Raw genomic sequence first — 20,538 nt, forward strand, 5'->3', positions numbered from 1 at the left:
AAACGATGAGCTACACCAATTTCACCCTCGACATCGACGCCGACGGTATTGCACTGGTCACATGGAACATGCCGGACCGCTCGATGAACGTCTTCACCGAGGGGGTGATGCGCGAGCTGAACGCCATCGTCGACAAGGTGGCGGGCGACGCCGCCATCAAGGGCGCGGTCATCACCTCCGGCAAGGACACGTTCTCAGGCGGCGCCGACATCACCATGCTCCAGAAGATGCTGACGACCTTCGCGGCTGAAAAGGGCAAGGATCTCGAAAAGGCCACCAGGGCGCTGTTCGAAAATGCCGGCACCATGACCGCCCTGTTCCGGAAGCTGGAAACATCGGGCAAGCCGTGGGTTTCTGCAATCAACGGCACCTGCATGGGCGGTGCCTTCGAAATGTCGCTGGCCTGCCATGGCCGCGTCGCCGCCGATTCCGACAAGGTGAAGATGGCGCTTCCCGAGGTGAAGATCGGTATTTTCCCGGGCGCCGGCGGCACCCAGCGGGTGCCGCGTCTCACCGACCAGCAGCAGGCGCTGCAAATGCTGACATCGGGCCAGAACCTGTCGCCGCAAAAGGCTAAGTCGATGGGGCTGATCCACGAGGTCGCCGAGCCTGCCAAGCTGGTCGAGACCGCGAAGGCCATGATCAGGAACGGCCTCAAGCCGGTGGCACCGTGGGATGAGAAGGGATTCAAGCTGCCCGGCGGCCCGGTCTATTCGGCGGCGGGCGCCAATCTGTGGCCTCCGGCCATCGCCATCCTGCGCCGCGAGACCTATGGCAATTATCCCGCCGCCGCGGCGATCCTGAAATGCGTCTATGAGGGCCTGCTGGTGCCGTTCGACACCGCGCTCAGGATCGAACAGCGCTATTTCACGGAGATCATGCAGACCAAGGAAGCGGCGGCGATGATCCGCTCGCTGTTCGTGTCGTTGCAGGAACTCAACAAGGGCGCGCGCCGCCCGGCCGGCGTGCCGGAAACCAGGTTCAAGAAGATCGGTATTCTCGGCGCGGGCTTCATGGGCGCCGGTATCGCCTATGTCACGGCCAAAGCCGGCATTCCGGTGGTGCTGCTCGACCGCGACATGGAGTCCGCCGAGAAGGGCAAGGCCCATTCGGATGGCCTGATTTCGGATCAGGTGAAGAAGGGTCGTGCCAAGCCCGAGGACAAGGACAGGCTCCTGTCGCTGATCACGCCGACATCGGACTATGCCGAGCTTGCCGGCTGCGATCTCGTGGTCGAGGCCGTGTTCGAGGATTCCGCGGTGAAGAAAAGCGCTACCGAACAGGCGGAAGCGGCGCTGAAGTCGTCGGCGATCTTCGCGTCGAACACCTCGACCATTCCGATAACCGCCCTGGCCAAGAATTCGGCGCGGCCGAAGAATTTCATCGGCATCCATTTCTTCTCGCCGGTCGACAGGATGATGCTGGTCGAAGTCATCCTTGGCAAGAAGACCGGTGACAAGGCGCTGGCCACCGCGATCGACTTCGTGCGCGCCATCAAGAAAACGCCGATCGTCGTCAACGATACGCGCGGTTTCTACGTCAACCGCTGCGTCCTGCGCTACATGTCGGAAGCCTATAAGATGTTGATCGAGGGCGTTCCGGCGGCGATGATCGAGAACGCCGCCAAGGCCGCCGGCATGCCGGTCGGCCCGCTGGCGTTGACCGACGAGACGGCCATCGACCTCGCCCAGAAGATCATGAAGCAGACCATCAGGGATCTCGGCGACAAGGCGGTCGACCCGAAGCAGATGGCGCTGATCAACACCATGGTCGACGACCACGGCCGCTTCGGCCGCAAGAACGGCAAGGGCTTCTACGACTATCCGGCCAAGCCGGCCAAGAAGAAGCTGTGGCCGGGCCTCAAGGAGCTCTATCCGCAGCTCAAGCCGGAGAAGGTCGACTATGCGGAATTGCAGCAGCGCCTGCTGGTCACCATCGCGTTGGAAGCGGCTCGGGTGATGGAGGAGGGCATCGTCACCGATCCGCGCGAGGCCGATGTCGGCTCGATTCTGGCCTTCGGCTTCGCGCCCTATACGGGCGGCGCACTGTCCTACATCGATGGCATCGGCGCCGGGAAGTTCGTCAAGATCGCGAAGGGCTTGCAGAAGAAATACGGCGCCGAGTTCAAGGCGCCCAGGCTGCTGCTCGACATGGCCGAGAAGGGCGAGACTTTCTACCAGCGCTTCGACCCCTACGCGAAGGGCGACGTGAAGCAGGCGGCCTGAGCGTGGCCGGAATCAAAGGTGCCGCGGCATCCCTTGCGCGTCCGAAAAGACGCGCCGCGCCCTAATGTATGTCTGGGGACGCCTTGCGCGTATGATGGCAACGGCGGGCAGCCGTGGCTCCTACCAGATGGGTGACGAAAGCCGGTTGGCCTTTCGCTGCCTGCCGACGGACATCGATTTCAACCGCCATCTCAACAATGCCCGCTATATGATGCTGGCGGACCTTGGCCGCATCGATATCTTCATCCGCGCCGGCCTCATCAGGCTGGCGAGAACGAATGGCTGGGCGCCGATGATCGGCGGGCTGCAATCGGCCTATGTGCGTGAGATCAAACTGTGGCGGCGTTTCGAAGTGGTGTCTTCGATCGAGACCTGGGAAGACAGCCAGGTCATCGGCAAGCACCGTTTCGTCCTCGACAACGGCGAGACCGCCGCATTGATCATGGCGACGGCCGGCGTCTACGACCGCAACGCCCGGCGCTTTCTCGATATTGACGAGGTCGTCGCCGCGCTTGGCCGCTCCGCCCGGCCGCGTCCGCCCAGCGAAGCCGAGCGGGCGTTCATGGCCTCGCATCAAAACCTGCGCGATCAGGCCAAGCGGACGGGTTGACCTGGAAACCGGAATTGGCGCGGCCAGCAAAGATGTGGTGCGATGGCACAGCCGGTGGACAAACCTTCATTCGAAGACTAGAAAGGAAAGGCATTTTTTCCTTTTTGCAAGGAGAGCGGAATTGCTCTCGCATGACCGTGTTTGGGCCGCCATCGACGCTCTGGCCGAGCGGTATTCGCTCTCGGCTTCCGGCCTGGCGAAGCGGGCCGGCCTTGATTCGACCGCCTTCAACAAGTCGAAGCGACTGTCGTCGGACGGCAGGCCGCGCTGGCCCTCGACCGAATCGCTGGCCAAGATCATCGAGGCGACGGGCGCTTCGCTCGACGAATTCACCGGGCTGATAGAAGGTCGGGCCGGCCACGGCGCGATGCCCGCCCGCGGGCGGGCCGTTCCGTTGCTCGGCTTTGCCCAGGCCGGCGCCGGCGGTTTTTTCGACGATGCCGGCTTCCCGGCCGGTCAAGGCTGGGATCTGGTGGAACTGCCGGCGCAATCGACCGAGAGTTCCTATGCGCTTCAGGTGCAAGGCGATTCCATGCTGCCGCTCTACCGCAATGGCGACGTGCTCATCGTCGAGCCGGCAGCCCTCATCCGCAAGGGCGATCGCGTCGTCGTCAAGACGACCGGCGGCGAAGTGATGGCCAAGGTGCTCGATCGCCAGACCGCTAGGTCGATCGCACTGGTTTCGCTCAATCCCGATCATCCGGACCGCGACATTCCGATGCGCGAGGTTGAATGGGTGGCGCGGATCGTCTGGGCAAGCCAATAGGGTGCGGGCGGGTGCGGCTTCCTCATCTTGTCCTTGCGGTTCTGATGATCCCGGTGATGGCCGCCCTGGTGGTCGCCGGCGGCCGCGCGCTGAAGGGCGGCGAAACTGCCGTCGCGGTGGAACAGATCGATCCGAGCGCCGATATGGTCTCCGAGCCAGGCACCGACGGCGTGCCGGAGGAGCCGGCCACGTCGGCCATTGCCGCTCCGCCGCCGTCTGCCGCTAGCCCGCACTCGCGTGCGATCGATCCCCAGGTCGTCGCGCCGCCGGAACTTCCCAGCAAGGAGCTGGAGCGGGTGGAGCCGCGCGCGCCGCTGAGCAAGCTGGCGCTGGCCATGCCGCCCAAGCCGAAAATGCCGGACGACTGGAAAGGGACGAAGCTGTTCCAGCCGGTCGCGCCCGCCGCCGGACTTATCGAGGCGAAGGGCTATTCGGTCGCGATTTCGGGCATCGAGATCATCGGGCAGGACGAGACCTGCACCTCGGACGGTAAATCCTGGCCCTGCGGTGTCCGTGCGCGCACGGCGTTCCGCGCCTTCCTGCGCGGCCGGGCGGTGGTCTGCGCCGTGCCGCCGGAAGGCGGCCGCGACCTGATCGCGGCCGACTGCCGGATCGGCAAGCAGGATGTCGGCCAATGGCTGGTCGAGAACGGCTGGGCGCGCGCCGCCAAAGGCGGCCCTTATGTCGAAGCCGGGGAAAAGGCGCGCAGCGAAAGGAAAGGCATTTTTGGATCGGCGCCAAGCCTTTCAGGCGTGCCTTCGATGCCGGCCGCGCCCGCCCCGGCGCCGCAAGCGCCGGGCTCGATCCTGGAAGAGGTCGGCGGCATCCTCAAGCCAGCTGACCAGCCAACGCCTTCTGAATGAGCCCGCGCGTCTCGGCGATGCCGTAGAGTGCCGCGAACGAGCCGAAGCGCGGTCCGCGCTCCTGGCCGATCAGCACCTGGTAGATCATCTGGAAGAAGGCGCCCGACACGCCGGGGCCACCTTCGGGGCTCTTCTTGGAATGATCCTGATAGCGTTCCACCTTGCGTGCGACGTTGAGCGCGGCGTTCTGGATCGCCTCGCCGTCCGAGCCCGCCGGCAGGGCGCCAAGCGCCTGTTCCAACGCTTCCAGCGCCTGCCGCTCGACGTCGTCGGGCGCGCGGAAGGTCTTCGTCGGCTTCACGAAATCGTCGAAATAGCGGATCGCATAACCCGTCAGCCTGTCGAGCTCGGGATGGGTCGCCGGCGTCACGCCACGCACGTGGCGCGAGATGAAGCCCCACAGCACGTCCTTGTTCTGCGCATTGGAGGCGCTGACCAGGTTGAGCAGCAACGAGAACGGCACGGGCATGTCGATGGCGGGCGGATTGCCGTCGTGCATGTGCCAGACGGGGTTGCCCAGCCGTTCCTTCCAGTCCTGCCTCCGATAGGCTGCAAGGAATGTGTAATATTCGTCCACGGCCCGCGGGATGACGTCGAAATAGAGCTTCTTGGCCTGCCGCGGCCGCTGGTACATATAGAGGCTCAGGCTCTCCGTCGGCGCATAAGTCAGCCACTCGTCGATGGTCAGCCCATTGCCCTTGGATTTGGAGATCTTCTGGCCGTTCTCATCCAGGAACAGCTCGTAGACGAAATGCTCCGGCGCGTGCCCGCCCAGGATGTTGCAGATGCGGTCGTAGACCACTGCATTGGTCTGATGGTCCTTGCCGAACATCTCGAAATCGACCCCGAGGGCCGCCCAGCGCATGCCGAAATCGGGCTTCCACTGCAGCTTCACCTTGCCGCCGGTAACCGGAAGCGTGGTCTCGGTGCCATCATCGTCGAAGGTGATGGTGCCCGCCCTGGCATCGACATGCTTCATGGGTACGTAGAGCACGCGGCCGCTCTTCGGCGAGATCGGCAGGAACGGGCTGTAGGTCGCCTGCCGCTCCTCGCCCAGCGTCGGCAGCATCACCGCCATGATCTGTTCGTAGCGTTCGGCCGCGCGCAACAGCATCGCGTCGAAGCGGCCGGTCTTGTAGTACCGCGTCGCGCTGGCGAACTCGTAGTCGAAGCCGAACGTATCGAGGAAGCGGCAGAGCATCGCATTGTTGTGGTCGGCGAAACTCGCATAATCGCCGCCGAAAGGGTTGGGTACCGAAGACAGCGGCTTGTGCAGATGCGGCTCCAGCGCCGCGCGATCCGGCACGCTGTCGGGTATCTTGCGCATGCCGTCCATGTCGTCGGAAAAGCACAGCAGCTTGGTAGCGACCTTGTCCTGCGTGATGACGCGGAAGGCGTGCCGCACCATCGAGGTGCGCGCCACCTCGCCGAACGTGCCGATATGCGGCAGGCCGGACGGGCCATATCCGGTTTCGAAGAGCACGGTTTGCGGGAGTTCGCGGCCCTTGTAGCGCTCGATGATCTTGCGGGCTTCCTCGAACGGCCACGCCTTGCTTTCGGCGGCCGCCGCCAGCACTTCGGGATTGAGATCGATGATGTTTGATCCCGCCATGTCACTGTTTTCCAAAATTAGACGCCGGCAAAGCCGCAAGTGAGGATTTTCAACCGGTCTCTATGCGCGCCTGACCGGAGCGTCAACGAGCGCGGCGCTTTTTCCTTGCAGCGCAGGGAACGCGTTCCTACCTTCGCAGCCCTTATCGAGGAGTTGTTGAATGCCGACCCCGCATGAAGCGCTGATCTACCTGATGGTCATCACCTCCGCCTCCGACCGCGACATGACGGATGTCGAGCTGGCGCGGATCGGCGAGGTCGTCCGCTCATGGCCGGTGTTCGAGGATTTCGACCACGACCGCCTGATTGGCGTCGCCCAAGCCTGCCAGAAGAAGCTGCATAAAAAGGGCGGGCTGGACGGTGTCCTAGCAGGCGTGGCCGAGGCCCTGCCGGAGCGCCTGCGAGACACCGCCTATGCGGCCGCCTTCGAGGTCGCGGCCGTCGATCTCGAAATGCGGATGGAGGAGGTGCGGGTGCTCCAGCTTATTCGCCTCAAGCTCGATCTCGACACGCTGACCGTCGCGGCGATCGCCCGCGCGGCCAAGGCGCGCTTGCGCACGCTGACCTGAGCGCAGAACTCAGCCGATCGGAAGAAACTGACCGGGACCGGATCAGAAAAAGCTGACCGGGACCGGATCAGAAGAAACTGACCGGGAAATAGCGCAGGTAGAACTCGGCGAACGTGCCTTTCAGCGAAATCTCTTGCAGCGCGTAGTCGAGAGCGGCGGCCAGCGCCGGGTCATCGGATCGGGCGGCGATGGCCATGCCCGAACCCAGATATTCCGGCGCCAGATAAGGTCCGCCGGCAAAGCGGCAGCAGCCGGCCGCATCCGAACCGCCCAGCCAGAAGGCGAAACGCATGCCGTCGCCGAAGGCGGCGTCGATCTTGCCGGCCTTGAGGTTGGCGTAGAGGTCTTCCGGCCTGTCGAAGGTGACGACCTGAACGGTATTGAAATAATCGCGCAGCATGCGCTCATGCGCCGAGCCTGATATCACGCCGACACGCTTGCCGCGCAGCTTGGCGAACAGCGGCTCGGTCAGCGCCTCGCCCTTCGGCATGATGAAGCGCGCCGGAAATTGCAGGTAGGAGCGCGAGAAGGCGTATGTCTGGCGTGACTGCGGCGTCGCGGCGATGCCGGCGATGATCGCTTCGCCTTCGCCTTTCTCAAGCGCTCCTTCGAGCTCGGCCCAGGGCAATGCCTGGATCTGACATTTGTCGACGATGCCGAGCTCGGCGCAGATGGCGCGCGCCAGGTCGATGTGGAAACCGGACAGCTTTCCCGTGCCGTCCAGGAAGTTGAAGGGCGGGAAATCGGTTGTGGTCAGGAACCGCAGCCGCGGCAGTGCGGAGAGGTCCGGTTTCGGCAGCCGCTCCTTGGCATCCCACAGCACCGGCACCTGCGGCTCGGCCGCGTGCGCGCCCTCACCCAACGCCAGCGACGCGATCAGCATCGACGCAAGAACGAGGGACCTCCGCTGGAACGCCATGATAAAACTTCCACCGCACCTGTGTTCGCATCGGTTCTGGTACGAAAATAGTACAGGCACAATGCTTTTTGATTTCAACGCGTCGATTTCAGGATATGCTTTAGCAGGTTTGCAAACAGCGGTGGCTGCCTTGGTGGGGGACCAGGGTCGAGAACCACAACCACAAGGCAACGCTTTGCAATCCCTGGTCGGTGGCGAAGTGCCAACAAGGCACGGATCATCGATTTCAACGAGGCAACATGGGGTTGATGTTGCGATGGGTCAGTTCGATCGCACGCTGGAATATATAGATCACCTGCAGCATGCCGGAACGGCGGCTGCGGTTTGCGAGAGGCTGTTGGGCATAACGTCGGATTTTGGCCTGACCGCTCTGATGGCGGGCACCGTGCCGCAACCGGGCACGCCGACCGGCCAGCAAAAGCAGCATGTGCTGCTTTGCGACTGGCCTGTCGAATGGCTGGAGCGCTACGTGGCGCGCAACTATGTCGATCACGACCCGATCGTCAGCCACATGAAACAGTTGCAGGCGCCGTTCCAGTGGAGGGAAGCGGCCCAGGGCGTTAGCATCGACAGAAGCAGCGGCGAGGTGATGGGCGACGCCGTCGTGTTCAAGCTGCGCGACGGGCTGGCCTTCCCGCTCATCACGCTCGACGGCCAGATCGTCATGGTGTCACTGGGCGGCGAGGCCGTGGAACTGTCCGCCGCCGAGTTCGGCCTGGTGTCGCTGGTGTCGACCTATGCGGTGGGCCGGGCCATGCAACTCCACACGAAGGCCAGCAAGACCATCGATAACGTCGAGCTGACGCCGCGCGAACGCGAATGCCTGCAATGGGCGGCCGTCGGCAAGTCCGAATGGGAGATTTCGCAAATCCTCGGCATTTCCGAACACACGTCGGAGAAACACCTCCTTAACGCCAAAAGCAAACTCGGCGCCGTCAACCGCGTACAGGCAGTCGCTGAAGCGATAAGGCGCGGCTATATTAGTTAGGTCGGCCGGGTCGGCCTAGAAATTCCTGCCTACGTGATCGCGTAATTTTCTTGCGAGGGCACGGCCGTATCTTCCTCTTGAACAGGAGACGGCAAAATGATTTTTTCCCTTACAACAAAAGAACTGATGGAACATCCCGATCTATGGGAGGCCGTGCATCGGCTGCGCTACAGGATTTTTGTCGAGGAAATGGGGTGGGAGGACCTGCGGCGCCCCGATGGCTTCGAGATCGACCAGTTCGATCATGACGAAGCGGTGCATCAGATCGTCATCAGAGGCAACGAGGTCGCGGGCTATCAGAGGATGTTGCCGACCACGCGGCCGCATCTCTTGACCGAGGTGCTGGCCGATCTTTCCGTGGGAACGCCGCCTTCGGGTCCGAACATCTGGGAATTGACCCGCTATGCGGTCGCCCCCGGCTTTCGCGACGGTCGCCGAGGCGTCTCGACCGTCGGAACCGAGCTCATTGCCGGCTTCGTCGAGTGGGGGCTGAAGCGCGGCGTCGACAAGGTGATCATCGAGTTCGAGCCGATGTGGGTGCTGCGCGCGCTGCAGCTGCATTTCCTGGCCACGCCGCTGGGGTATCAGCGTACCTATGGCAACCAGCAGGTCGTCGCGACGCTGCTCACCTTCAACGAGCACACGCTGGATGTGGTGCGTTCGCGCCGCAATCACCACGCTCCCGTTCTGGCCAGGGGATATCCCGATATGTTCGGGCAAAGGCGGGCGTCATGAGATCGGAAACGGCCATGAGCCCGCACCCGCAACCCGAACTGCGCAACCACACGCTGATCGTCACGGTATCGTCGACCGACGGCCGGCCGGTGCTTGACAGAAGGGCCTATGAAAGCCTGGCCAGGACATTTCATGAAGCCGCCGACAATGACGATGTGCGTGTCGTCGTGCTACGCGGCCTGGCGGGCTGCTTCTGCCTCGGCGGCGATTTTTCCGAATTCCTCGACGCTACCAAGCACCAGAAGCTGATCGCCGCCGTCACCGACATGTTCCGCACGCTGGCGACATTCCCCAAACCCATACTGGCCTGTGTCGACGGCGATGCGGTCGGCGTCGGCTGCACCATCCTGTTCCATTGCGACATGGTGATCGCGTCCGCCGAAAGCACGTTCCGGGTGCCGTTCGTCGATTTCGGCCTTGTGCCGGATGCCGCGACCAGCATCCTGGCGCCGCAGAAGCTCGGCTATGCCGGCGCCTTCCGCTTTTTCTGCCTCGGCGACACGCTGCGCGCCGACGACGCCAGGGCGCTCGGCCTGGTCGCCGAGATCGTCTCCGAAGGCAGCGTCGAGGAGGCAACCCTCGGCCGGGCAAGGCAGCTCGCCAGGAAACCGGTCGCCGCGTTGCTGCAGACGCGCGGCCTGCTCAAGGGGAACCCCGCGGAACTTTGCGAACGCATCGATCAGGAGATTTCGCTGTTCCAGCAGGCGCTGCAGGACGACACCACGCTGCGGCGGCTGCAGCGGATTGCCCGGTTGGCGGCCTGAGCGTCGCGCCGAAGGCGTTGCGCCACGCGGTGCACTGCCGCGTGGCGCAGGCACCGTCAGTCCTGTTTTGCCAGGAATGACGGGCCTTCGCCGATGATTTTCTTGTCTTCCTTGCCGATGATGTCGAGGTCGCGGCGGTCATAAGGCAGCGACAGGAGGATGCGCCGCATCACCGCCAGCCGCGCGCGGCGCTTGTCGTTGGCCCGCACGATGATCCACGGAGCGAATTCCTTGTGGGTGCGCTCGAACATGGTATCGCGCGACCGGGTGTAATCGTCCCACTTGGTGATGCCGGCAATGTCGATCGGCGAAAACTTCCAGCTCTTCAGCGGGCTGTGGCGGCGATCGTGAAATCGCTCGAGCTGCGTTTCCCGGCCGATGTTCAGCCAGAATTTGAAGAAGTGGATGCCGTCATTGACGATCATCCTTTCGAAGTGCGGCGTCTCGTCGAGAAACTTTTCGTGCTGTTCGGGCGTGCAGAAGCCCATCACCGGTTCGACGCCGGCGCGGTTGTACCAGGAACGGTCGAACGTGACGAATTCGCCCGCGGTCGGGAAATGGTCCGCATAACGCTGGTAGTACCATTGCCCCAACTCGGTCGGCGTCGGCTTGGTCAGCGCCACGTTGCGTGCCGTGCGCGGGTTGAGGTATTGGCGCAGGACGAAAATCGTGCCGCCCTTCCCGGCCGCGTCGCGGCCCTCGAACAGCGCCACCATCCGCTTGCCTGTCGACAGCAGCCACGCCTGCGCCTTGACCAGCTCGATCTGCAATGCCTCGAGCGTCTCGTCGTACTCGTCGCTTTTCATCTTCTTGTCGTAGGGATAGCCCCCCGCGGTCAGCTTGCGCTCCTCGACCCAGTCCGGCAGTGCCGGATTCTCGATGTCGAACTCCCGCTCCTTGCCGTCGATCCTGAGCTTCAGCGGCCCCGGGGTCGGCGCGGCGGTGTTTTCCTTGGCTTTTTTCATCGAGACGAACCTTTCCAGCTTACGGACTCGTGCTATTGAGCCATTGCAGTGCCGCGCGCCGCTTCAGACGCAAAGGGCGCTGCACTTTTGGATTTTGCGCATGATCCTTTCCGAAAATCGATTCTGATTTTTCGGCGTCATGCGCCAGGCCGGTCCAGCGAAATTGCCGGACCGGGAGCGGGGCGCAGGCGCGAATGGCTGACCAGGGCGCAGACGAGAAGGGTATGGCGCAAGCGCTTGCCGCGCGGCTGTGGAACAGCCGGTGGTTGCTGGTCGCCGGTCTTGTCGCGGTCATGGCGGTTTATGCCTTTGCGGGCATTTCCGCCTATGTGCTGCTGCCGGCCCTGGCTTTGCTGCTGGTGGCGGCGATGATGCCGGCTGGAGCCACGCGCCAGCCCGGCGAAAGCGGCGCGGCGATCGAGGCCATCGGCCTGCAACGCCTGTCCGGCGAATATCTGGCGGCGGCCGTCGCCGACCCCTTGATTATCTTCGACCATGCCGCGGCGATCGTCCATGCCAATGCGGCCGCCTTCGCCGCCTTTGGCGGCATCGCCCCGGGCGTATCGCTGTCGCTGAAATTCCGGGCGCCCGAAATGCAGGCTCTTCTGGACGGCGTGCTGTCGGGCGAGGTCGCATCGGATGTCATCGACTACACCGAGAGGCTGCCGGTCGAGCGGACTTACCGGGTCAGTGCCTCCTCGGTCGGCCACGGCACTGATCTCTACGTGATGGTGTTCAAGGACCAGAGCGAAGCGCGCCGCATCGACCGCATGCGCGCAGATTTCATCGCCAATGCCAGCCACGAATTGCGCACGCCGCTCGCCTCGATATCCGGTTTCATCGAAACGTTGCGCGGACCGGCCCGCAACGATCCGGCGGCGCGCGAACAGTTCCTGCAGATCATGCAGAACCAGACAGGCCGCATGGCACGCCTGATCGATGACCTTTTGTCGCTGTCGCGGCTGGAGATGAAGCCCTATCTGCGGCCGGGGACCGAGGTCGATCTACGCCAGACCGTCGACAGCGTCATCGATTCGCTGGCCCCGCTGGCGCGGGAAAACGGCGTCGTCATCGAGCGGGATTTCGCCGACGGCCCTCTCGACGTGCCGGGCGACCGCGACGAACTGTTCCAGGTCTTCGAGAACCTTCTGGAAAACGCCTGCAAATATGGCCAGTCGGGCGGCCGCGTGGTGGTGTCGATCGCGCGCGGCGACGCCGAGGGCGAAGCGGGCATCGACGTGACGATCAGGGACTTTGGCCCTGGCATTCCCGAGGAGCACATTCCGCGCATCACGGAACGCTTCTATCGCGTCGACGTCGAGAGCAGTCGAACCCAGAAGGGTACGGGCCTTGGCCTGTCGATCGTCAAGCATATCCTGACGCGCCACAACGCCAGGCTCTCGATCAAGTCCGAAGTCGGCAAGGGCGCCGCCTTCTCGGTCCATTTGCCGGCGGCCTGAGCCGCCCTAGTTTCCAAGGTGCCATTTCTTTTTTCTGTCATCCGGTTAGCGTATCAGCGGGGATTCGAGGAAACGACTCAAAATCAGATCATCCGTGGGAAGGCATCCGGTCATGCAGTCCGTGCACATAGTCAGCGCCTATGACGAGGAGCTGAAAGATCTGTCGAAGCGCATCGCCGCCATGGGCGGACATGCCGAACGCATGGTCGAACAGGCGATCTCCGCCCTGGTCAACGCCGATCCCGGCCTTGCCCAGAAGGTGATCCGCGACGACGCCGTCCTCGACGAAGGCCAGCGCGAAATCGACGACAGGGCAATCATCATCATCGCCAGGCGCCAGCCGATGGCGACGGACTTGCGCGAGATCGTCGGCGCAATCCGCATCTCGGCCGATCTCGAGCGGGTCGGCGATCTCGGCAAGAATGTCGCCAAGCGTGTGGTGGCGGTTGCCGACGGGCGCCAGCCGACCAGCCTGTTCCGCGGCCTCGAAGCCCTGGCCGACCTGGCGTTGACCCAACTCAAGGAAGTGCTCGACGTCTACGCCTCGCGCTCGGTTGAAAGGATCGGCTTCGTACGTGACCGCGACGACCAGATCGACGCCATGTACACGTCGCTGTTTCGCGAATTGCTGACCTACATGATGGAAGATCCGCGCAACATCACGCCTTGCACGCATCTGCTGTTCTGCGCCAAGAACATCGAGCGCATCGGTGACCATGCCACCAACATTGCCGAGACGATCTACTATATCGTCACCGGCGACCAGATGCCTGCCGAGCGGCCGAAGGGCGACAAGACGGACAAGATCGGCCTTTCCGCAACGCAGCCGGTCAAGTGAACGCACTTTCTCTCGAACGCTTGGTCGTATTGCGCTAGAATATCCCTGAGGCAAGCCTGCTGGTTCCCCAGGAAAGGCAGTGCTTCGGGAGGCTGCGATGGAATATGTCCGGGGTTTCAAGCCCGCGCCGCCGACATCGGCCGTCATCGCCTCCAGCGTCTACACAGCCGGGCGCCGCATCGCCGACATCCCGATCGAGGAAGCCGGCGAATGGGCCAGGAAAGCGGGCCACGTCGTGTGGATCGGGCTGCTTGAACCCGATCGCGAGCTTCTGCTGCGCGTCCAGGCGCAATTTCATCTGCATGAGCTCGCGATCGAGGATGCCGAGCATCCGCACCAGCGGCCGAAGATCGAGCAGTATGGCGATGCGCTGTTCATCGTCGCCCGCACCGCGCAGCTGATCGAGGGCCGCGTCACCTTCGGCGAGACGCATCTGTTCGTGGGCAGCGGCTACATCGTCAGCGTCAGGCACGGCCCTTCGACATCCTATGCTGTCGTGCGCCAGCACTGGGAAAGCTGCCCGCATTCACTGGCCAAGGGCGAGGATTTCGTCCTCTATGCCATTCTTGATTTCATCGTCGACAACTACATGCCGGTGCTCGAGCAGATCGAGGATGAGGTCGAGGCAATCGAGGACCGGGTCCTGCTGAAGCCGATGAGCGGCCCCGATATCGAACGCCTTTATATGCTGCGCCGCGATCTGTTGCGGCTGCGCAATGCCGCACTGCCGCTGGTGGAGGTCTGCCGCCGGCTGACCAGCGCCGACCTGCCGCAGATCCATTCAGCCATGCACCCGCTGTTTCGCGACGTGACCGACCATATCCGCACCGTCCAGGAAAAGATCGACAGCTTGCGAGAAGTGCTGGCCTTCGCCTTCGAGGCGAGCCTGCTGGTGGGCCAGAGCCAGGAAACGGCGATCTCGAAAAAGCTCGCCTCATGGGCGGCAATCCTGGCTGTGCCGACAGCCTTCGCGGGCATATACGGCATGAATTTCAGCGACATGCCGGAACTGAAAATGGAATACGGCTACCCGATGGTGCTGCTGGCGATCGCGCTGATCTGCAGCTTCCTCTACTGGCGGTTTCGCAAGAATGGATGGCTGTGAGAGTAGGGCAGTAGGGCAGTAGGGCAGTAGGGCAGTAGGGCAGTAGGGCAGTAGGGCAGTAGGGCAGTAGGGCAGTAGGTTAAGAGAACGCTCGCGAGCGCACATCCTGCCCTACTGCCTTACTCCCTTATCTATTCCGCCGCCGCTCCGCCGCCGGCTGGAAAGCCACACGGGCGTGATATTTGCAGTACGGCCCGGTTTCGGCGGCTTCGTTGCCGCAGAAATTGAAGTCCTCCGACAGCGGATCGCCGTTCGGCCATTTGCAGGTGCGCTCGGTGAGTTCGGTGAGCTGGAGGTGCCGCGAGATCGGCACCACCACATTCTCGACCGGGCGGATATAGTGGCGGGCCGCCGGCTCGGCATCGAACTGCGCCTGCAGCGCCGTTGCTCCGATCGACGTCGTGACGTGGCGGGTCGCACTCGCGGCGCGCGACACCGATTTCTGCGCGCCCGACCCTTGCGCCGTCTTCTTTTGGCGTGCCGGCGCCGCCGTGGCGCGCCCGCGGCCCGACAATTTCAGCCGGTGCACCTTGCCGATGACCGCATTGCGGCTGACCCCTCCAAGCTGGGCAGCAATCTGGCTTGCGCTCAGACCCTCCGACCACAGTTTCCTGAGAAGTTCGACCCGCTCGTCAGTCCAATTCATGACCGCGCTCCTGCTAAGCGTACGGCAATCGGAATCCATTCCCGGCCCAGCACCACTGCTGGGGCAGACACCACATATATCTGGTGATTAGGTCCGCCGCACGAAATCTAGTTATTTCCCGACTACAACTACCTTATGCGCTGACTCGGTGACAAGAGTCCGAAGTGCAACACGAATCGGTTTTTTCGGTTTTCCCCAACTTGCCAGCTCACTTATGAGCCGGCGTCCCGTCGGGAGGCTTGCCGCGCGCCACTACGCGACGTTTTCGTTGACTTCATGGCTGAAAAACCCGATAAGCCGCAAAGGCCGCCGCTTTGGCGGCTTTTTTGATTTTCCGGTTCCGGAGACGCATATAATGAGCGGTTCGGCGCTTTTCGAGACCTTTGCTCGCGCACCCCTGGCCTTCGACCATGGGGAAGGCACCTGGCTGGTTACCGACAAGGGCGAGCGATATCTCGATTTTGCCGGCGGCATAGCCGTCAATTCGCTGGGTCACGGCCATCCGCATCTGGTTGCGGCGCTCACCGAGCAGGCTGCCAAGCTCTGGCACGTCTCCAACCTCTACGAGATCCCGGGGCAGAACCGGCTCGGCGAGCGGCTGGTCGATGCCACCTTCGCCGACAAGGTGTTCTTCACCAATTCGGGCGCCGAGGCGCTTGAATGCGCGATCAAGACGGCGCGGCGCTACCATTTCGTCAAGGGGCATCCCGAGCGCTTCCGCGTCATCACTTTCGAGGGTGCCTTCCATGGCCGCACGCTGGCGACCATCGCGGCCGGCGGCCAGTACAAATATCTCGAAGGGTTCGGCCCCAAGGTCGAGGGTTTCGACCAGGTCGGCTTCGACGATGTCGACGCCGCCGAAAAAGCGATCACGCCGGAAACCGCGGCCATCCTGATCGAGCCGGTGCAGGGCGAGGGCGGTATCCGCCCGGTGCCGACACAGTCGCTGAAGCGGTTGCGGCAGCTCTGCGACCAGCACGGCCTGCTGTTGATCTACGATGAGGTCCAGTGCGGCATCGGCCGCACCGGCAAGCTGTTCGCGCATGAATGGTCGGGGGTCGCTCCCGACATCATGGCCATCGCCAAGGGCATTGGCGGCGGCTTCCCGATGGGCGCCTGCCTTGCCACCGACGAGGCGGCTGTCGGCATGACCGCGGGCGTCCACGGCACTACGTTCGGCGGCAACCCGCTGGCCATGGCGGTCGGCAATGCCGTGCTCGACGTGGTGCTGGAGGAGGGCTTCCTGGCGGATGTGCAGCGCAAGGCGCTGTTGTTGAAGCAAGGGCTGGCGGGGGTGGCCGACGAATTCCCCGAGGTCATCGAGGACATCAGGGGCACGGGGCTGATGCTGGGCCTCAAATGCGCCATGCCCAACGGCAAGGTGAACATGGCGCTGCGCGACCAGCATCTGCTCGCGGTTCCGGCCGGCGACAACGTCATTCGCCTGCTGCCGCCGCTCACCGTCACGGACAGCGAGATCCATGAAGCGCTCGAGCGCATTCGCGCCGGCGCCAAGGCCCTGTCCGAGGCCATCGCCGCTGAAGCCGCGAAGTAAATTCGAAAGCTCCTGATGTCACTTCGTCATTTCACCGACCTCTCCGCCGTTTCCGAAGGCGACCTACGCTCCATGCTGACCGACGCAGTGGAGCGCAAGGCGCGCCTCAAGGCCGGCGAGCGCTCGAAACCGCTCGAAGGCAAGGTGCTGGCGATGATCTTCGACAAGCCGTCGACGCGCACGCGCGTCTCCTTCGATGTCGGCATGCGTCAGCTTGGCGGCGAGACCATCATGCTGACCGGCACCGAGATGCAGCTCGGCCGCTCCGAGACCATCGCCGACACAGCCAAGGTTCTGTCGCGCTATGTCGATGCCATCATGATCCGCACCACCTCGCATGAGCGGCTGCTGGAGCTGACCGAGAATGCGACCATCCCGGTGATCAACGGGCTCACCGACGATACCCATCCTTGCCAGCTGATGGCCGACATCATGACCTTCGAGGAGCATCGCGGTCCGGTCGCCGGCAAGACCATCGCCTGGACCGGCGACGGCAACAACGTGCTGCATTCGCTGCTGGAAGCGTCGGCGCGGTTCCGCTTCAACCTCAACGTCGCGGTGCCCGAAGGCAGCGAGCCGGCGCAGAAGCATGTCGACTGGTCAAAAGCGCATGGCGGCAAGCTCTCCTTTACCCGCTCGCCAGAGGAAGCCGTCGACCAGGCCGACTGCGTCGTTACCGACTGCTGGGTGTCGATGGGCCAGGAGCACCGCGCGCGCGGCCATAACGTGTTTTCGCCCTACCAGGTCAACGCCAAGCTGATGGCCAAGGCAAAGCCCGACGCGCTGTTCATGCATTGTTTGCCGGCGCATCGCGGCGAGGAAGTGACGGACGAGGTCATCGACGGTCCGCATTCGGTGGTCTTCGACGAGGCCGAGAACCGGCTCCACGCCCAGAAGGCCGTGCTTGCCTGGTGTCTTGGGGCCTGAAGTGGACTTGAAGTGTCTTGGCGCTTGACGTGCCGGGGAACTTGATCTCCGGAGGCGCGATGCCTATCTGCGCGGCATCACGCAAATCAAGCGCGTTTAGACGCCTGCTCCCCAAAGGGCGGCATGGCCGCGCCCTGGAGCTTTGTCATGCTGGAAACCCATCAAGTGGCTGAACATCACCCCAAACTCGGCGAATTCGGTTACGCCGGCGATGATCACGTCGTGCCCTTCGAGGTCGGCCCGCTCGATGTGCGCGGCCGCACCGTTCAGCTCGGGCCGATGCTCGATGCGATCCTTGGCCGCCATGATTATCCCGAGCCGGTCGCCCGGCTGCTCGCGGAAGCCTGTGTGCTGACGGTGCTGCTAGGCACCTCGCTCAAGTTCGAGGGCAAGTTCATCCTGCAGACCCGCACCGACGGGCCTGTCGACATGCTGGTCGCGGATTTTTCCACGCCCTCGGCGCTGCGTGCCTATGCGCGCTTCGATGCCGACCGGCTGGAGGCGCTGATTGCGGCCGGCGAGACTTCGCAGCAAACGCTGCTCGGCAACGGTGTGCTGGCGCTGACCATCGACCAAGGTGCTCACACGCAGCGCTACCAGGGCATCGTCCAGCTCGACGGCGAGACCCTGGAAGAGGCCGCGCGCACCTATTTCCGCCAGTCGGAGCAGATCCCGACCGATCTCCGGCTTTCCGTCGCAAAGCTTTTGACGCCCGGCCCCGGCGGGGCGCGCGAGCAGTGGCGGGCGGGCGGCATCCTGGCGCAGTTCCTGCCGCAGGCCTCCGAGCGCATGCGCGTTCCTGACCTGCCCGGCGGGGATGGCGATCCGCGCGAGGAGATCCACGATCCCACAGACAATTCCTGGCAGGAATTGCTGGCGCTGCTCGGCACCATCGAGCCGACCGAACTGATCGATCCGACCATCGGCGCCGAGCGGCTGCTCTACCGTCTGTTCCACGAGCATGGCGTGCGCGTCTTCGGCGGCGTTCCCGTCGCCGACCAGTGCTCATGCTCCCGCGACAAGATCCGCGGCATCCTCGAGGGCTTCTCCGCGCAGGAGATCAAGGACAGCACCGAGGACGGTGGCATCCACGTCGCCTGCGAGTTCTGCTCGACGCAATATGACTTCGACCCGGCCGAGTTTGCGGCGCAGTGAAGTGCTTCCTTCTCCCCGTATAGTAACGGGGAGAAAGAGGCTGTCGCCGCCGCTTTCGCTAATTCACCGTTCGCCTCGTCCCTGGCAGATCCAGCGAAAACGCGGGGATGGCGATGTCGAATGTCTCGCCCCGCTCGTTGCGCATGGTGTAGTGGCCGACCATGATCCCCGACGGCGTCGAGAGCGGACAGCCCGACGTGTATTGGTAGCTGTCGCCGGGATTGAGTTCGGGCTGGTCGCCGACCACGCCGGCGCCTCGCACTTCCTCGACGCGGCCCGCGCCGTCGGTTATGTGCCAATAGCGCGACAACAGCTGCACGAATTCGTCGGACTGGTTGTCGATTGTTATCTGGTAACCCCAGACATAGCGGTTTTCCGTAGGATCCGAGCGGTCCTCGAGATAGAACGGCCTGACCTGCACTTCGATGTTGCGCGTGACGGCGCGGTACATGAGCGGCTCCAAAAACACATCCGGTGTGGAACATTCGACGCTCTTTGCGGTTCGATCAACCGTGCGCGTCCGAGTTGCCACCTCCAGGGGGCAGTGCCGACAAACAATGTCATTTGAGTGACACATGACAATGATGGTGTGCGCCAGCAATGCCGGGCGACTCGGGCGCTCTGTCGAACTGTCGAAAACGGCGGCCAAGCGGGCCGGTTTTTCTGGAGTGACCGGATATCGATGGAACTCGCTCTCATAACCGGCTCGCTTTCGATCGCTCTCATCGCCTCAAATCTCGCCAGCATCCTGCTCGCCTGCTCGCGCCTGAAACGGCGCGCCGCCATCGCGCCGCCGGCGGGCAAGCCGCTGCCTGTGTCGATCGTCATCCCGGCGCGCGGCGTCGAGCCGTTTACCCATGAGACGCTTGAGCGCGCTTTCTCGCTCGACTGGCCGCGCTACGAACTGATCTTCTGTGTCGCCCATGCCGACGACCCCGCGGTCAAGCCGATCCGCGCCGCCATCGCCCGCTTTCCAGCCGTACCGGCACGCCTGCTCACCGGCGACGACCGCATCAGCGCCAACCCGAAACTGAACAATTGCGTCAAGGGCTGGGAGGCTGCGCGCCACGACTGGGTCATTCTCGCCGATTCCAACGTGCTGATGCCGAAAGACTACGTCCAGCACCTGATGGCGGCATGGCGGCGGGACACCGGCCTGGTTTGCTCGACGCCGATCGGTTCACGCCCTGACGGTTTCTGGGCAGAAGTCGAATGCGCCTTCCTCAACACGCTGCAGGCGCGCTGGCAATATGCCGGCGAGGCGCTTGGCCTCGGCTTTGCCCAGGGCAAAAGCATGTTGTGGAACAAGCAGATGCTCGACGCCAATGGCGGCATCCGTGCGCTCGCCGCCGAGATCGCGGAGGATGCCGCGTCGACCAAACTGGTCAACAGGCTGTGCCTGCGCGTCAATCTCGTCGCGTCGCCGTTCGAGCAGCCGCTCGGGTGGCGCATGCCGGGCGAGATCTGGTCGCGCCAGGCCCGCTGGGCGCGCCTGCGCCGCGTCACCTTCCCGCTGTTCTTCGCCCCCGAGATCCTGACCGGCGTGGCGGCCCCGCTCGTGCTGGCGCTGATCGCCGCGGCCAGCGCCGGCGTCAGCCTGCCCATGACAGCGCTTTGCGTGCTGGCGCTCGCCTATCTGCCGGAATGCATGCTCGCCTCGGCAAAGGGCTGGTATCTGTCGCCGCGCATCGTCGCCTCGATGATCGCACGCGACCTGATGTTGCCCGCGATCTGGGTGCGCGGTTGGCTGGGCGGGGCCGTCGACTGGCGCGGCAACGCCATGACCATCGGCACCAAGGCGGCCGAGCTCGAAGAGACGCCGTCGCGCGCTTGATGT

The 20,538-nt window shown here is 63.7% G+C and carries 20 protein-coding genes; 15 read left to right on the forward strand and 5 right to left on the reverse strand.

Translation table 11 applies throughout. From position 1 onward, the window contains the following. Positions 1-5 precede the first annotated feature (5 nt). From LB551_RS20670 to LB551_RS20685, 4 genes are all read left to right on the forward strand, one after another. Positions 6-2,225: a 3-hydroxyacyl-CoA dehydrogenase NAD-binding domain-containing protein gene (locus LB551_RS20670; protein ID WP_224660296.1), complete on the forward strand. Its 2,220-nt coding sequence runs from the start codon at positions 6-8 to the stop codon at positions 2,223-2,225. Positions 2,226-2,289: 64 nt separating this feature from the next. Continuing rightward, a complete protein-coding gene (locus LB551_RS20675) occupies positions 2,290-2,835 on the forward strand; it encodes a thioesterase family protein (RefSeq protein ID WP_224660297.1) in 546 nt (181 codons plus the stop codon). Between the two features lie 121 nt (positions 2,836-2,956). Continuing rightward, positions 2,957-3,601 (forward strand): helix-turn-helix transcriptional regulator, encoded by a 645-nt coding sequence (locus LB551_RS20680; RefSeq protein WP_140496665.1) that lies wholly within the window; start codon positions 2,957-2,959, stop codon positions 3,599-3,601. A gap of 11 nt (positions 3,602-3,612) precedes the next feature. After that, a complete protein-coding gene (locus LB551_RS20685; protein ID WP_411970955.1) occupies positions 3,613-4,464 on the forward strand; it encodes a thermonuclease family protein in 852 nt (283 codons plus the stop codon). Here the strand turns inward: LB551_RS20685 and LB551_RS20690 are convergent. Continuing rightward, the gene (locus tag LB551_RS20690; RefSeq protein ID WP_224660298.1) at positions 4,430-6,076 is read right to left on the reverse strand and encodes a lysine--tRNA ligase; all 1,647 of its coding nucleotides are present in this window, start codon (positions 6,074-6,076) and stop codon (positions 4,430-4,432) included. The genes LB551_RS20685 and LB551_RS20690 overlap by 35 nt on opposite strands. 160 nt (positions 6,077-6,236) lie before the next feature. Between LB551_RS20690 and LB551_RS20695 the strand changes: the two genes are divergently transcribed. Then, the gene (locus tag LB551_RS20695; protein ID WP_224660299.1) at positions 6,237-6,644 is read left to right on the forward strand and encodes a tellurite resistance TerB family protein; all 408 of its coding nucleotides are present in this window, start codon (positions 6,237-6,239) and stop codon (positions 6,642-6,644) included. Between the two features lie 67 nt (positions 6,645-6,711). Here the strand turns inward: LB551_RS20695 and LB551_RS20700 are convergent, their stop codons facing one another. Then, positions 6,712-7,563, reverse strand: a complete 852-nt coding sequence (locus LB551_RS20700) for a transporter substrate-binding domain-containing protein (protein WP_224660300.1) — start codon at positions 7,561-7,563, stop codon at positions 6,712-6,714. A 61-nt stretch (positions 7,564-7,624) separates the two neighbouring features. Between LB551_RS20700 and LB551_RS20705 the strand changes: the two genes are divergently transcribed. The 3 genes from LB551_RS20705 to LB551_RS20715 all read left to right on the forward strand — a co-directional run bounded on the left by LB551_RS20705 (position 7,625) and on the right by LB551_RS20715 (position 10,050). Then, positions 7,625-8,551, forward strand: a complete 927-nt coding sequence (locus LB551_RS20705; RefSeq protein WP_224624985.1) for a helix-turn-helix transcriptional regulator — start codon at positions 7,625-7,627, stop codon at positions 8,549-8,551. A gap of 96 nt (positions 8,552-8,647) precedes the next feature. Continuing rightward, positions 8,648-9,286: an acyl-homoserine-lactone synthase gene (locus LB551_RS20710; RefSeq protein WP_140496654.1), complete on the forward strand. Its 639-nt coding sequence runs from the start codon at positions 8,648-8,650 to the stop codon at positions 9,284-9,286. Beyond that, positions 9,283-10,050 (forward strand): enoyl-CoA hydratase-related protein, encoded by a 768-nt coding sequence (locus LB551_RS20715; protein ID WP_224660301.1) that lies wholly within the window; start codon positions 9,283-9,285, stop codon positions 10,048-10,050. Before LB551_RS20710 ends, LB551_RS20715 begins: the two co-directional genes overlap by 4 nt. A 56-nt stretch (positions 10,051-10,106) precedes the next feature. Here LB551_RS20715 and ppk2 read toward each other — a convergent pair whose 3' ends face one another. Next, entirely contained in the window at positions 10,107-11,015 is a 909-nt protein-coding gene (ppk2, locus tag LB551_RS20720; RefSeq protein WP_224624987.1) for a polyphosphate kinase 2, read from the reverse strand. Between the two features lie 194 nt (positions 11,016-11,209). Here ppk2 and LB551_RS20725 point away from each other — a divergent pair, with 194 nt between their 5' ends. From LB551_RS20725 to LB551_RS20735, 3 genes are all read left to right on the forward strand, one after another. Then, complete coding sequence (locus tag LB551_RS20725; RefSeq protein ID WP_224660302.1) at positions 11,210-12,475, forward strand: ATP-binding protein; 1,266 nt, start codon at positions 11,210-11,212, stop codon at positions 12,473-12,475. Positions 12,476-12,587: 112 nt separating this feature from the next. Further along, a complete protein-coding gene (phoU, locus tag LB551_RS20730) occupies positions 12,588-13,313 on the forward strand; it encodes a phosphate signaling complex protein PhoU (protein ID WP_140550037.1) in 726 nt (241 codons plus the stop codon). A gap of 97 nt (positions 13,314-13,410) precedes the next feature. Beyond that, entirely contained in the window at positions 13,411-14,418 is a 1,008-nt protein-coding gene (locus LB551_RS20735; protein ID WP_224624989.1) for a magnesium and cobalt transport protein CorA, read from the forward strand. 127 nt (positions 14,419-14,545) lie between these two features. On the opposite strand, the gene LB551_RS20740 is transcribed toward LB551_RS20735, so the two are convergent. After that, entirely contained in the window at positions 14,546-15,064 is a 519-nt protein-coding gene (locus LB551_RS20740) for a GcrA family cell cycle regulator (protein ID WP_224660303.1), read from the reverse strand. Between the two features lie 355 nt (positions 15,065-15,419). On the opposite strand from LB551_RS20740, the gene LB551_RS20745 reads away from it, so the two are divergent. The 3 genes from LB551_RS20745 to LB551_RS20755 all read left to right on the forward strand — a co-directional run bounded on the left by LB551_RS20745 (position 15,420) and on the right by LB551_RS20755 (position 18,701). Beyond that, positions 15,420-16,619 carry an aspartate aminotransferase family protein gene (locus LB551_RS20745; RefSeq protein WP_224624990.1) on the forward strand — a complete coding sequence of 400 codons (1,200 nt, stop codon included), beginning with the start codon at positions 15,420-15,422 and terminating at the stop codon, positions 16,617-16,619. Positions 16,620-16,634: 15 nt separating this feature from the next. After that, the gene (gene argF, locus LB551_RS20750) at positions 16,635-17,546 is read left to right on the forward strand and encodes an ornithine carbamoyltransferase (RefSeq protein WP_140550033.1); all 912 of its coding nucleotides are present in this window, start codon (positions 16,635-16,637) and stop codon (positions 17,544-17,546) included. Positions 17,547-17,669: 123 nt separating this feature from the next. Then, complete coding sequence (locus LB551_RS20755; protein ID WP_140550032.1) at positions 17,670-18,701, forward strand: Hsp33 family molecular chaperone; 1,032 nt, start codon at positions 17,670-17,672, stop codon at positions 18,699-18,701. A gap of 58 nt (positions 18,702-18,759) precedes the next feature. On the opposite strand, the gene apaG is transcribed toward LB551_RS20755, so the two are convergent. Beyond that, entirely contained in the window at positions 18,760-19,152 is a 393-nt protein-coding gene (gene apaG / locus LB551_RS20760; protein WP_140639917.1) for a Co2+/Mg2+ efflux protein ApaG, read from the reverse strand. Positions 19,153-19,383: 231 nt separating this feature from the next. Between apaG and LB551_RS20765 the strand changes: the two genes are divergently transcribed. After that, the gene (locus tag LB551_RS20765; RefSeq protein ID WP_224660304.1) at positions 19,384-20,535 is read left to right on the forward strand and encodes a ceramide glucosyltransferase; all 1,152 of its coding nucleotides are present in this window, start codon (positions 19,384-19,386) and stop codon (positions 20,533-20,535) included. Positions 20,536-20,538: the final 3 nt, after the last annotated feature.

This window comes from Mesorhizobium sp. BR1-1-2 (genome assembly GCF_020165435.1).
Taxonomy (GTDB): domain Bacteria; phylum Pseudomonadota; class Alphaproteobacteria; order Rhizobiales; family Rhizobiaceae; genus Mesorhizobium.

Excerpts from the sequence above, each read along its gene's own strand:
- apaG (WP_140639917.1), bottom strand. The coding sequence starts at position 19,152 with ATGTACCGCGCCGTCACGCGCAACATCGAAGTGCAGGTCAGGCCGTTC.
- LB551_RS20755 (WP_140550032.1), top strand. The coding sequence starts at position 17,670 with ATGGCCGCGCCCTGGAGCTTTGTCATGCTGGAAACCCATCAAGTGGCT.
- LB551_RS20715 (WP_224660301.1), top strand. The coding sequence starts at position 9,283 with ATGAGATCGGAAACGGCCATGAGCCCGCACCCGCAACCCGAACTGCGC.
- LB551_RS20695 (WP_224660299.1), top strand. The coding sequence starts at position 6,237 with ATGCCGACCCCGCATGAAGCGCTGATCTACCTGATGGTCATCACCTCC.
- LB551_RS20725 (WP_224660302.1), top strand. The coding sequence starts at position 11,210 with ATGGCTGACCAGGGCGCAGACGAGAAGGGTATGGCGCAAGCGCTTGCC.
- ppk2 (WP_224624987.1), bottom strand. The coding sequence starts at position 11,015 with ATGAAAAAAGCCAAGGAAAACACCGCCGCGCCGACCCCGGGGCCGCTG.
- phoU (WP_140550037.1), top strand. The coding sequence starts at position 12,588 with ATGCAGTCCGTGCACATAGTCAGCGCCTATGACGAGGAGCTGAAAGAT.
- LB551_RS20735 (WP_224624989.1), top strand. The coding sequence starts at position 13,411 with ATGGAATATGTCCGGGGTTTCAAGCCCGCGCCGCCGACATCGGCCGTC.
- LB551_RS20705 (WP_224624985.1), top strand. The coding sequence starts at position 7,625 with ATGCTTTTTGATTTCAACGCGTCGATTTCAGGATATGCTTTAGCAGGT.
- argF (WP_140550033.1), top strand. The coding sequence starts at position 16,635 with ATGTCACTTCGTCATTTCACCGACCTCTCCGCCGTTTCCGAAGGCGAC.
- LB551_RS20765 (WP_224660304.1), top strand. The coding sequence starts at position 19,384 with ATGGAACTCGCTCTCATAACCGGCTCGCTTTCGATCGCTCTCATCGCC.
- LB551_RS20745 (WP_224624990.1), top strand. The coding sequence starts at position 15,420 with ATGAGCGGTTCGGCGCTTTTCGAGACCTTTGCTCGCGCACCCCTGGCC.
- LB551_RS20675 (WP_224660297.1), top strand. The coding sequence starts at position 2,290 with ATGTATGTCTGGGGACGCCTTGCGCGTATGATGGCAACGGCGGGCAGC.
- LB551_RS20710 (WP_140496654.1), top strand. The coding sequence starts at position 8,648 with ATGATTTTTTCCCTTACAACAAAAGAACTGATGGAACATCCCGATCTA.
- LB551_RS20690 (WP_224660298.1), bottom strand. The coding sequence starts at position 6,076 with ATGGCGGGATCAAACATCATCGATCTCAATCCCGAAGTGCTGGCGGCG.
- LB551_RS20740 (WP_224660303.1), bottom strand. The coding sequence starts at position 15,064 with ATGAATTGGACTGACGAGCGGGTCGAACTTCTCAGGAAACTGTGGTCG.
- LB551_RS20700 (WP_224660300.1), bottom strand. The coding sequence starts at position 7,563 with ATGGCGTTCCAGCGGAGGTCCCTCGTTCTTGCGTCGATGCTGATCGCG.
- LB551_RS20670 (WP_224660296.1), top strand. The coding sequence starts at position 6 with ATGAGCTACACCAATTTCACCCTCGACATCGACGCCGACGGTATTGCA.